Origin of the sequence: Streptomyces sp. NBC_01429 (genome assembly GCF_036231945.1) — a bacterium.
Classification (GTDB): domain Bacteria; phylum Actinomycetota; class Actinomycetes; order Streptomycetales; family Streptomycetaceae; genus Streptomyces.
The window spans coordinates 4586673-4598289 of sequence record NZ_CP109599.1 but is presented as its reverse complement, the minus strand read 5'-3'; the positions used below and the strand labels follow the sequence as shown (position 1 = coordinate 4598289).

10 protein-coding genes are annotated in these 11617 nt (G+C 73.0%); 5 read left to right on the top strand and 5 right to left on the bottom strand.

Features of this window, described 5'->3' with window-relative positions:
• Positions 1–78 precede the first annotated feature (78 nt).
• The 3 genes from OG627_RS20110 to OG627_RS20100 all read right to left on the bottom strand — a co-directional run bounded on the left by OG627_RS20110 (position 79) and on the right by OG627_RS20100 (position 2687).
• Entirely contained in the window at positions 79–690 is a 612-nt protein-coding gene (locus tag OG627_RS20110; RefSeq protein WP_329067041.1) for a TetR/AcrR family transcriptional regulator, read from the bottom strand.
• Positions 687–1658: a sugar phosphate isomerase/epimerase family protein gene (locus OG627_RS20105; protein ID WP_329067039.1), complete on the bottom strand. Its 972-nt coding sequence runs from the start codon at positions 1656–1658 to the stop codon at positions 687–689. Before OG627_RS20105 ends, OG627_RS20110 begins: the two co-directional genes overlap by 4 nt.
• 96 nt (positions 1659–1754) lie before the next feature.
• A complete protein-coding gene (locus OG627_RS20100) occupies positions 1755–2687 on the bottom strand; it encodes a Ppx/GppA phosphatase family protein (protein ID WP_329067037.1) in 933 nt (310 codons plus the stop codon).
• A 40-nt stretch (positions 2688–2727) separates the two neighbouring features.
• Between OG627_RS20100 and OG627_RS20095 the strand changes: the two genes are divergently transcribed.
• On the top strand, positions 2728–3603 hold the full coding sequence (locus tag OG627_RS20095) for a hypothetical protein (protein ID WP_329067035.1): 876 nt from the start codon (positions 2728–2730) through the stop codon (positions 3601–3603).
• A 143-nt stretch (positions 3604–3746) separates the two neighbouring features.
• Here OG627_RS20095 and OG627_RS20090 read toward each other — a convergent pair whose 3' ends face one another.
• Positions 3747–5624, bottom strand: coding sequence for an RNA polymerase sigma factor (locus tag OG627_RS20090; RefSeq protein ID WP_329072825.1), 1878 nt, complete (start codon positions 5622–5624; stop codon positions 3747–3749).
• Between the two features lie 209 nt (positions 5625–5833).
• Between OG627_RS20090 and radA the strand changes: the two genes are divergently transcribed.
• Both radA and disA read left to right on the top strand, forming a co-directional pair.
• Complete coding sequence (gene radA / locus OG627_RS20085; RefSeq protein WP_329067033.1) at positions 5834–7243, top strand: DNA repair protein RadA; 1410 nt, start codon at positions 5834–5836, stop codon at positions 7241–7243.
• Positions 7244–7287: 44 nt separating this feature from the next.
• On the top strand, positions 7288–8412 hold the full coding sequence (gene disA / locus OG627_RS20080; protein WP_329067031.1) for a DNA integrity scanning diadenylate cyclase DisA: 1125 nt from the start codon (positions 7288–7290) through the stop codon (positions 8410–8412).
• Between the two features lie 118 nt (positions 8413–8530).
• Here disA and OG627_RS20075 read toward each other — a convergent pair whose 3' ends face one another.
• On the bottom strand, positions 8531–9451 hold the full coding sequence (locus OG627_RS20075) for a hypothetical protein (protein ID WP_329067029.1): 921 nt from the start codon (positions 9449–9451) through the stop codon (positions 8531–8533).
• Between the two features lie 171 nt (positions 9452–9622).
• Between OG627_RS20075 and OG627_RS20070 the strand changes: the two genes are divergently transcribed.
• On the top strand, positions 9623–10273 hold the full coding sequence (locus OG627_RS20070) for a phosphatase PAP2 family protein (protein ID WP_329067027.1): 651 nt from the start codon (positions 9623–9625) through the stop codon (positions 10271–10273).
• A gap of 188 nt (positions 10274–10461) precedes the next feature.
• Positions 10462–11481 carry an A/G-specific adenine glycosylase gene (locus OG627_RS20065; RefSeq protein WP_329067025.1) on the top strand — a complete coding sequence of 340 codons (1020 nt, stop codon included), beginning with the start codon at positions 10462–10464 and terminating at the stop codon, positions 11479–11481.
• The last annotated feature ends 136 nt before the right edge of the window (positions 11482–11617 follow it).

The following is an 11617-nucleotide window of genomic DNA, read 5'->3' as shown; positions in this document are numbered from 1 at the left end:
TTCCGAGCGTACGCCTCGGATCCAAGATCTGGACACGGCGTCCGGAATGCGGGACGCCCGTTTCAGCTCTCGGTCAGGTCAGCTCTCGGTCAGGTAGCGCTGGAGAGTGGGCGCGACCAGGGCGATGATCTCCTCGGGGTCCACGGACGCCAGCGGCTCCGCCTTGATCACGTACCGGAGGAACGCCGTCCCGATCATGTGGGAGGCGGCCAGCTCGGCGCGGAACTCCGGGTTCGGTACGTCCAGCTCCTTGGCGAGCCGGGACAGCAGCCTGCGCAGGACGAAGGTCCGCAGGACCGTCGCCGCCGCCTCGTGGGTCAGCGCGGACCGGATGACCGCCAGCAGCGGGGCCCGGGTCACCGGGTTCTCCCAGACGCCGAGGAAGTGGCGCGCGAGCTGCTCGCCGATCCGCTCGCGCTCGCCGTTCAGCACCTCGGAGATCAGCAGCGCGGGCTCGAAGGAGATCTCGATGGCCGCCGCGAAGACCTCGTCCTTCGTACCGAAGTAGTGGTGCACGAGCGCGGGGTCGACCCCCGCCGCCCTGGCGATGCCCCGGACGGAGGTCTTGTCGTAGCCGCGCTCGGCGAATTCCGTACGGGCCGACTCCAGGATCTTCTGCCGGGCACCGGGACCCGGTCCGGCGTCCTTGCGGGCGGGACGGCCGCGGCGGCGCGGGGTCTCGGCGGTCATGACGGCTCGGAGGTCCGCGGGGGACCCGGGGGACGCGGAACCGGCGAGGACCTCGGGGGACCTGAGGTGCCAGAGATGCCAGAGGTACCCGGGGCGCCCGGGGCATGCGCGGTACGTGGTGCCTGAGGGGTACGCGGGGCCTGGGGGGTACGAGGGGCGCCCGTCTCCCCGGCCAGGTGGTGCCGGGCGAACGCCAGCGCCTCCGCGAGATCCGCCTCGCGCTCGGCCCCCGACATCGCGCGCCGGGTGTTGACCTCGATCACCACATGGCCGTCGAACGCGCTGTCCGCGAGCCGCTCCAGCAGTTCGGCGCACGGCTGGGTGCCGCGCCCCGGCACCAGGTGCTCGTCCTTGGCCGAGCCGTTGCCGTCCGCGAGGTGGACGTGGCCGAGCCGGTCGCCCATCCGGTCGATCATGGCCATGGCGTCGGTGCGGGCGGTCGCGGTGTGCGAGAGGTCGACGGTGAAGTGCCGGTACTCGTCCTTGGTGACGTCCCATTCCGGGGCGTACGCGAGCAGCTCGCGGTCCCGGTAGCGCCAGGGGTACATGTTCTCGACGGCGAACCGTACGTCCGTCTCCCCCGCCATCCGCCAGATGCCGGAGACGAAGTCGCGCGCGTACTGCCGCTGCCAGCGGAACGGCGGGTGCACGACCACCGTGCTCGCCCCGAGCCGCTCGGCCGCCGCCCGCGCCCGCTGGAGCTTCACCCACGGATCGGTCGACCAGACCCGCTGGGTGATCAGCAGACAGGGCGCGTGGACGGCGAGGACCGGGACCCCGTAGCGGTCGGAGAGGCGGCGCAGCGCGTCGATGTCCTGGCTGACCGGATCGGTCCAGACCATGACCTCGACACCGTCGTACCCGAGGCGCGCGGCGATCTCGAAGGCCGTCGCCGTCGACTCCGGATAGACGGAGGCCGTCGACAGCGCGACCTTCGCGGCCGGGGTGCGCACCACTGGTTCTGCCACGGAGACAGCGTACGGGCACGCTCCGGGCGACCCGTAAACCCCTTACGCCGCCGGGAGCCGGTCCGCCGGTGCCGTCCTGCGTCGTCCTGCGTCGCCCTACGTCGTCGGGAGCTGGTCCAGCCGGCGCAGGATGACGCCCTCGCGCAGCGCCCAGGGGCAGATCTCCAGCGTCTCGACGCCGAACAGGTCCATCGCTCCCTCCGCGACCAGCGCTCCCGCCAGCAGCTGGGAGGAGCGGCCCTCGGAGACGCCGGGGAGGGCGGCGCGCTGGAGGGCGTTCATGGTGGAGAGCTTGGGGACCCACTCCTCCAGGGACGCGCGGCTCAGTTCGCGCTGTACGTAGAGGCCGTCGGCGGAGCGCGCGGCCCCGGCGAGGCGGGCCAGTTGCTTGAAGGTCTTGGAGGTCGCCACGACATGGTCCGGGGTGCCGAACCGGGAGAACTCGCCGACGGTACGGGCGATCTCCGCCCGTACATGGCGGCGCAGCGCCTTCACGTCGATCGGGTCGGGCGGATCGCCGGGCAGCCGCCCGGCGGTGAGCCGGCCAGCGCCCAGCGGGAGGGAGACGGCGGCGTCCGGCTCCTCGTCCATGCCGTACGCGATCTCCAGCGAGCCGCCGCCGATGTCCAGGACCAGCAGCTTCCCGGACGACCAGCCGAACCAGCGCCGGGCGGCGAGGAAGGTGAGCCGGGCCTCCTGCTCGCCGGTGAGGACCTCAAGATCCACTCCGGTCTCGCTCTTGACCCGCCCGAGCACCTGGTCGGCGTTGCTGGCCTCGCGTACGGCGGAGGTCGCGAAGGGCAGTACGTCCTCGCATCCCTTGTCCTCGGCGGCCTGGAGGGCGTCGGCGATGGTGGCCACCAGCCGGTCGACGCCCTCGGGGCCGATCGCGCCGTCCGCGTCGAGGAGTTCGGCGAGCCGCAGCTCCGCCTTGTGCGAATGCGCGGGCAGCGGGCGGGCGCCGCGATGCGCGTCGACAGCCAGCAGGTGCACCGTGTTCGAACCGACGTCGAGGACTCCGAGTCTCATGAGCGGAACGCTACTGCGAGCGCGCGCATACGCTGGACCCGTGCCAAAGACGAACAAGGCGAAGCCGGGCAAAGCCAAGGGCCCCAAGAAGCAGGACGAGCGGCGTCGGGAGGTCCGGGTCGCGGCTCCGGACACCCCGGACGAGAAGGGTCTGGACTTCGCCCGCGCCTGGGTGGAGTTCCCGGATCCCGCCGACGACGAACAGGTCTTCCGCTGTGATCTGACCTGGCTCACCTCGCGCTGGACCTGCATCTTCGGCAGTGGCTGCCAGGGCATCGAGGCGGGCCGCGCGGACGACGGCTGCTGCACGCTGGGCGCGCATTTCTCGGACGAGGACGACGAGAAGCGGGTCGCGGAACATGTGGCGCGTCTCACTCCCGACCTGTGGCAGTTCCACGGGGAGGGCACGCGGACGGGCTGGACGCAGACCGACGAGGACGGCGACCGGCAGACGCGGCGCTGGGAGGGTTCGTGCATCTTCCAGAACCGTCCCGGTTTCGCGGCGGGCGCGGGCTGCTCGCTGCACATCCTGGCGCTGCGCGAGGGGCGCGAGCCGCTGGAGACGAAGCCGGACGTCTGCTGGCAGCTGCCGGTCAGGCGGACGTACGACTGGATCGACCGGCCCGACGACACGCGGGTGCTCCAGGTGTCGATCGGGGAGTACGACCGGCGCGGCTGGGGTTCCGGCGGCCACGACCTGCACTGGTGGTGCACGTCGGCGACCTCGGCGCACGGCGCGGGCGAGCCGGTGTACAAGACGTACCGGCCCGAGCTGACGGAGCTGATGGGCAAGGAGGGGTACGAGCGGCTGGCCGAGCTGTGCGAGCGGCGGATGGCGAGCGAGCTGCCGCTGCTCGCGCCGCATCCGGCGGATCCGGCGACTCCGGCGGATCCGGTGCGTCCGGCCGGGTCGTGAGCGGTTCCTGAGTCGGTGGGCGGTTCCTGAGCGATGAGCGGTTCCTGAGTCGGTGGGCGGTTCCTGACCGGCCTCGGAACCGTTTCCTCGGAACGTTTCTTCGGGTCTCGGAACGTTTCTTCGGAACTGCGCCGGGTCCTGTCTCAGCCCGACGGCGGCGGGTCGTCGGGGCCGCTCGTCGGCGGATCCGGACTGCCTGGGTCGGGGTCCGGGTCCGACGGGGCCGGATCGGACGGCGACGGGTCAGAGGGGCCGGTGCTGGAGCCGGGGTCGGAGGGGCCGGGCCCGCCGGGGTCCGAGGGCGCCGGGTCGGTGGGCCGGGACGGGCCGGGGCCGGAGGTGCCGGGCGGCGAGGTCGGTCTGGTGGTCCCCGGGGAGCCGGGGGAACCCGGGGAACCGGGAACGGTGGGGCGGCCGGGACTGCCGGTGTGTCCGGGACGGCCGGACGCGGGCGGCCTGGGGCCGTAGCCGTGGATCTTGACCACCGCCCCCGCCGGATAGAGCGCGATCCGCGCGCTCCAGGGCCCGGAGGGCGCGCGCCGGTGGTCCACGGTGACGCGGACGGTGGTGGACCCGCCGGGCGCGAGCGTGCCGTAGTGGCTGCTCAGCCGGAGCCAGGGGGCCTCCGTCCCGGCCGTCCAGGAGACCGGCTCGCCACCGGACGCCCGGAGCGTGATCAGCGTCGTGTTCCCGGTGGGGTGCGCCTCGACCGTGATCCGGCCGGGGTTCGAGCGTCCCGGGCCCACCGGCGGCACCCCGACGCCGTCGCTGATGACCTCGACGGAGACATCGGGCGCGCGGCTGCCCTCGATGAAGCGGGAGCCCTTCCCGTTCTGGGCGCTGCCGGCGTTCTCGTAGTGCTCGTAGGGCTCGCCGTCCGCGCTGTCCGGTGCCTCGGTCTCGCCCGCGGTGACCGACGAGCCGCTGTGGCCCTCGCCCGTCTGCGGAACGCCCCGGTGCGCGGCCCAGAGGGCGAGCACGGGGGCGGCGACGACGGTCGCGACGACGGTGGTGGTCACGGCGCGCGCCCGCAGCCGGTCGCGGCGGGCCGCGCGGTCCTTGGGGTCCATGGGGAAGCCGCTGCGGTCGAAGCGCGGCGCGCTGGCGCGGGCCCGGGGCGCCCGGGTCATGGCGGCGTACGCGGCGCTCCGGTCCACGGTGACCAGCGGCAGGACGTCGGGCGAGCCGGCGGGCGCGCCCTCGGAGGCGGACGCGGCGGCCGTACCCGTACCGGCCGTGCCCGTACCGGCCGTGCCCGCAGCGCCCGAGGGGCGCGAGCCCGGCCAGGGGCCGGCCGCCTCGACGCGCTCGGCGGCGCGGCGGCAGCGCGGGCAGTCGTCCACGTGCCGGACCAGTTCGCGCCGGAGCGCGGCGGAGAGCAGCACCTGATGATCGCCGGTGAGCCGGGCGACGGACGGACAGTCGCCGGTGTCGACGACGGCGAGCGCGGCGCGGGTGCGCTCCACCTCGCAGGCGGCGGAGGAGAGCAGCTCACGGGCGGCGGGCGGCTCCATGGAGACCACGGAGGCGACCTCGTCCGGGGTGAGCCGGTGCCGTACGGACAGCTCCAGGACCTCGCGCTGCTCGGGGGTCGTGCCGGCGGCCTCCGGCCAGGCCAGCAGCGCCAGTTCGCGCCGGTGGCGCGCGGCGGTCTCCGGCACGGGAGCGGGCGTCGTCTCCGGCTCCGGCGCGCGGTTGCCCGCGTGCGCCCCCTGGCGGCCGCGCCGCTGTTCGGTCACCTTGCGCAGACAGGCCCAGCGGGCGATCGCGTACAGCCAGGCTCTGCGCTCGCCCGCCTCGGAGGGGCAACGTCCTTGCTGCCGCTCGGAGATGGCGAGCACGTCACCCAGCACCTCGGTGGCCGCGTCGTGGTCGCACAGCACGGAGAGGCAGTAGGTGAACAGGCCGTCCAGATAAGGCTCGTACCGAGCGGGCGGATGCTGCGCCACCGACTGGGGCGCACGACGGAGCGCGCGGTGTGCGCCGGTGGTGTGCGTGGGGGTCTCGTGGCTGCTGCTCATCACCCGGCGACGGTAGACATTCGGGCCCGCGCGCTTCACACCCCTTGAGCCTATTTAATCCTTACGGGTGAAGCTATCCCTCAAAAGGGGACACGAACGTCTACTTCCGTCGCCTTCCCTCACTCTTCCGGGCTGTCCGCCGGACCGGCGGTCCCACCGGCGCACCCGCCCCGGTCGGGACTGTCGGTGGACCCCTATACGGTGACGCCATGGCTGCCCGTACGAAATCCGCGAAGGACCGGCCGTCCTACCGCTGCACCGAGTGCGGATGGACGACCGCCAAGTGGCTCGGCCGCTGCCCCGAATGCCAGGCGTGGGGGACGGTGGAGGAGTACGGCGCGCCCGCGGTGCGGACCACGGCGGCGGGCCGGGTCTCGACCGCCGCGCTCCCGATCGGCGAGGTCGACGTCCGTACGGCCACGGCGCGCTCCACCGGGGTGCCCGAGCTGGACCGGGTGCTGGGCGGCGGTCTGGTGCCCGGCGCCGTGGTGCTGCTGGCGGGCGAGCCGGGCGTCGGCAAGTCCACGCTGCTGCTCGACGTCGCGGCGAAGGCGGCCGGCCCCGAGCACCGCACGCTTTATGTGACGGGCGAGGAGTCCGCGAGTCAGGTGCGGCTGCGCGCCGACCGGATCAAGGCGCTCCACGACGATCTGTATCTCGCCGCCGAGACGGACCTCTCCGCCGTCCTCGGCCATCTCGACGCGGTCAAGCCGTCGCTGCTGATCCTGGACTCCGTACAGACCGTGGCCTCGCCCGAGATCGACGGCGCTCCCGGCGGGATGGCGCAGGTGCGCGAGGTCGCGGGCGCGCTCATCCGGGCCTCGAAGGAGCGCGGGATGGCCACCCTGCTGGTGGGCCATGTCACCAAGGACGGCGCGATCGCCGGTCCGCGGCTGCTGGAGCACCTCGTGGACGTCGTGCTGTCCTTCGAGGGCGACCGGCACGCCCGGCTGCGCCTCGTCCGCGGCATCAAGAACCGGTACGGGGCGACCGACGAGGTCGGCTGCTTCGAGCTGCACGACGAGGGGATCACCGGGCTGACCGACCCGTCGGGGCTGTTCCTGACCCGCCGCGACGCGCCGGTTCCCGGTACGTGTCTGACCGTCACCCTGGAGGGCAAGCGCCCGCTCGTGGTGGAGGTGCAGGCGCTGACGGTCGACTCGCAGATCCCCTCGCCCCGGCGCACCACCTCCGGTCTGGAGACCTCGCGGGTCTCGATGATGCTGGCGGTGCTGGAGCAGCGCGGCCGGATCAGCTCGCTCGGCAAGCGGGACATCTACAGCGCGACGGTCGGCGGGGTGAAGCTGACCGAGCCGGCCGCCGATCTCGCGGTGGCGCTCGCGCTGGCCTCGGCGGCGAGCGACACCCCGCTGCCGAAGAACCTGGTCGCGATCGGTGAGGTGGGGCTCGCGGGGGAGGTCAGACGGGTCACTGGAGTGCAGCGCAGGCTCGCCGAGGCACACCGTCTGGGCTTCACCCAGGCGCTTGTTCCGACCGACCCGGGGAAGATCCCCGCCGGTATGAAGGTCACGGAAGTCGCTGATATGGGTGATGCTCTGAGAGCGTTGCCGCGCCGGGGTCGTGCGGACGCCCCACGGGACGACAACGCTCGCCGGTAGACTTTGCCCTGGTCTCGCCCATCCGTACGAGCCGGAGGAGTGCAGTGGCAGCCAACGACCGGGCATCAGCTCCCGGAAAATCCGGCGCGGGCTCCGGCAACGAAGCGCTGATGCGCGCCACCCTGAGCGCTGTCGCGCCGGGTATGGGCCTGCGCGACGGGCTAGAGCGGATCCTGCGCGGCAACACCGGCGGTCTCATCGTCCTGGGCATGGACAAGACCGTCGAATCGATGTGCACGGGCGGCTTCGTGCTGGACGTGGAGTTCACCGCGACGCGCCTGCGCGAGCTGGCCAAGCTGGACGGCGCGCTCATTCTCGACAAGGACATCACCAAGATTCTGCGGGCCGGCGTGCAGCTGGTCCCGGAGTCCTCGATCCCCACGGAGGAGACGGGCACCCGGCACCGCACGGCGGACCGGGTGTCGAAGCAGTGCGGCTTCCCGGTGGTCTCCGTATCGCAGTCGATGCGGCTGATCGCGCTGTATGTGAACGGGGAGCGCCGGGTCCTGGAGGAGTCGGCGGCGATCCTGTCGCGGGCGAACCAGGCGCTGGCGACACTGGAGCGGTACAAGCTGCGGCTGGACGAGGTCGCGGGCACGCTCTCCGCCCTGGAGATCGAGGACCTGGTGACGGTCCGGGACGTGACGGCGGTGGCGCAGCGGCTGGAGCTGGTGCGCCGGATCGCCACGGAGATCGCCGAGTACGTGGTGGAGCTGGGCACCGACGGCCGGCTTCTCTCGCTCCAGCTGGACGAGTTGATCGCGGGCGTGGATCCGGAGCGGGACCTCGTCGCGCGCGACTACGTTCCCGAGCCGACCGCGAAGCGCTCGCGCACGGTCGACGAGGCTTTGGTCGAGCTGCACGGGCTCACCCATCCCGAGCTGCTCGAACTGCCCATCGTGGCGCGGGCGCTGGGCTACAGCGGCTCGCCCGAGACGCTGGACTCGGCGGTCTCGCCGCGCGGTTACCGGCTGCTGGCGAAGGTGCCGCGGCTGCCGGGCGCCATCATCGAGCGGCTGGTCGAGCACTTCGGCGGGTTGCAGAAGCTGCTGGCGGCGAGTGTGGACGATCTCCAGACGGTCGACGGTGTCGGCGAGGCGCGGGCCAGGAGCGTGCGCGAGGGGCTGTCGCGGCTGGCGGAGTCGTCGATCCTGGAGCGCTACGTGTAGCGGCGGTACAGATACAGGTCAGTACAGGCGAACGCCCCGGCCGTGCGGCCGGGGCGTTCGTGTGTGCCGGGCGTTCGTGTGTGCCGTGCGCCGTACGGCAGGCGCGCGGGTGGGTGGGTCAGTCCTTCTCCAGGCGGATGGACTGCTGCCCCTGCTTCACCGAGGCACCCGCCGTCTTGGCCTCCACCAGATACGTTCCGGGGCCGACCGCTCCGGGCGGCGGGGTGGCGCACTTCGACGTGCTCTTCTTGCGGTCCCACTCGACGGTCCGGGTGACGGTGCCGTTCGCGGGGACCTCGAAGAGCGACGCGCCGGTCTTCGGGCAGTCCTTGGAGGACCAGACCTGGTCGTCGTCCGTGTCGGTGATGGTCAGCACGATGGCCTTCGGGCCGAAGTCCGCCTTGCAGCTGGTGCTGGAGGTGTTGGTGGCGGTCAGCCGGAACGCGGGCTTCTCGCCCGGCGCGTAGGCGACCTTCGTGGTGGCCAGGCGCAGGGTGAGGGAGTTGGGGGCGCAGTCGGGGAGCGCGGAGCCGGCCGGCAGCTGGCGGCCCGTGCCGGTGGAGCCCGTGGCGCCGCCGGAGCCGGTGCCCGTACCGCCGCCGGAGCCGGCCGAGCCCGCCGAGCCGGCGCCGTCCGACGCGCCGCCCGAACCCCCGTCGCCGGACGAGCCGTCCGAGCCACCGGAGCCGGAGCCGTCCGAGCCGCCGGTGTCGCCGTTCTTGCCGCCGTCGCTCTTGCCGCCGTCGCCGCCCGCGTCGGCTCCGCTCGTACCGCCGTCGCCCGAGCCGCCCGAATCGTCGCGCCCGCCCGGCTGTTGGCTGATGGCGGGGCCCGAGCCGGAGGGGCCGGGGCCGATGGTCTTGGTGGGGTTGGCGCCGTCGGAGGTGTCGCCGGTCTTCTTGTTCCCTCCGCCGCCGCCGAAGCTGACGACCCATACGACCAGCAGGGCGAGCAGCGCGATCAGAGTCGCCGCGACAGCCCTCCGTCGCCAGTAGATGGTGGAGGGAAGCGGCCCGACCGGATTGCGCAAAGATCCCACGGCGCAAACTGTACGAGAGATCGGCGCCAACTCCCGCCCCCCATGCCGCTCGTCTTGGCAAGTTTTACGGATCATCATCCCGGCGGGGCGGTATCGGCCCTTCGGGCGGCGGAAAACGGGCAGAGGAAGGCGCGTGCGGGGAACCCCGGGTGAACTCTGTACGTTCTCCCCATGGACAGCAGCGCAACCAGCGATCTCTATCTCGACATAACCGACTTCGCACGCACGACCCCCTCCTGGTTCCAACACCTGGCAGAGCTGTGGACGGAGGCCGGACTGCTGTTGTTCGGCGTTCTCTTCGTGGCGGTCTGGTGGTTCGCCCGGCCCTCCGGCACGCGCGCCGTGGCCGTGGCGGTTCTCGCTCCGCTGGCGACAGCCGTCGCCTATGTGTGCAGTGAGGTGCTCAAGACCTTCTTCACCGAGGACAGGCCGTGCCGCGCGGTCGTGGGCGCGGGAGCGTCGCTCGTCGCCTGCCCGCCGGTCGGCGACTGGTCGTTCCCGAGCAATCACTCCACCATCGCCGGGGGCGCCGCCATCGCGCTCGCCCTGGCCCGTCCCGTGCTCGCCTATCTCACCGTGCCCATGGCGATCCTGATGGCGTTCTCCCGGGTCTTCGTCGGGGTGCACTACCCGCACGACGTCGCGGTGGGCCTGGTGCTCGGCGGGCTGATGGCCACGCTCGTCGTCCTGCTGGCCGCCCGGCCCGTACAGACACTGGTCGGGACGATGCGGACCAGTAAGTCGGGGCTCGCGCTCTGGCTGGCCGGCACGGGCGAGCGGGTCGGGGTCGAACGCGGCCGGCACAGCGCCGGCCGCCGCTGACCGCACGGCGGATCACGCACGCGACGGATCACACGAAAGATACGGAAGGGACGCGGGAGACGAACCGGGAGCGGTACGGAACGGACAGGGAGCGCGGACGCGGGCGGACCCGGGCGTGTGACAACCTCCGGCGCACGCCCGCCTGCTGCACCGTCCACGCTCCCGGTCGTGCCAGGATCGGTGGTGCCATGACTGCTACCCCCGCGCACACCTCGGACGACGCCGCGTACGCCCCGGACGGCGCGCTCCCGACGCCCCTCACACCCCCCACGACGACCACCGACACCACGACGGCCACGGTCCCCCTGACGGGCCCGGCCACCACCTCGGTCGACCCGGCCCAGCTGCACACCCCCGTCCTCGCCTGGTTCGAGAGCCACGCGCGCGATCTGCCCTGGCGCCGCCCGGAGGCGGGCGCCTGGGGGGTGATGATCAGCGAGTTCATGCTCCAGCAGACCCCGGTCAGCCGGGTGCTGCCCGTGTACGAGCAGTGGATCGCCCGCTGGCCGCGCCCGGCGGATCTCGCCGCCGAGGCCCCCGGCGAGGCCGTACGCGCCTGGGGACGGCTCGGCTACCCGCGCCGCGCGCTGCGGCTGCACGGGGCCGCGCAGGCGATAACGGAGCGGCACGGCGGTGACGTACCCCGCCGGCACGCGCAGCTGCTCGCCCTGCCCGGGATCGGCGAGTACACGGCCGCCGCTGTGGCCTCCTTCGCGTACGGGCAGCGCCACGCCGTCCTCGACACGAACGTCCGCCGGGTCTTCGCCCGCGCCGTGACCGGCGTCCAGTACCCGCCGAACGCGACGACGGCCGCCGAGCGCAAGCTCGCCCGCGCGCTGCTGCCCGAGGACGAGGAGACCGCGGCGCGCTGGGCCGCCTCCTCGATGGAGCTGGGCGCGCTGGTCTGCACCGCGAAGAACGAGAGCTGCGCGCGCTGCCCGATCGCGGCGCGGTGCGCCTGGCTGCTGGCCGGGAAGCCGCCGCACGAGGGCCCGGCGCGGCGCGGCCAGACGTACGCGGGCACCGACCGCCAGGTGCGCGGCAAGCTCCTCGCCGTGCTGCGCGACACGGTCGGTCCCGTACCCCAGCGGGCCCTGGACGCGGTGTGGGACGAGCCGGTGCAGCGCGCCAGGGCGCTGGACGGGCTGGTCGCCGACGGGCTGGTCGAGCCCTTGGAGAACGGCGTGTACCGGCTGCCGCAGGGCTGACCGGGCGGGTCGCGCCGCCTCGCCGGGGCCTCCGTTACACAACCGATGGACAGCCGTGCGTCCGCCGACGGCTGTCCCGCACAGCCTCGTGACAAGTGCTCCGTAATTTCAATGCCGTAAGGGAACGGCGGAGTTG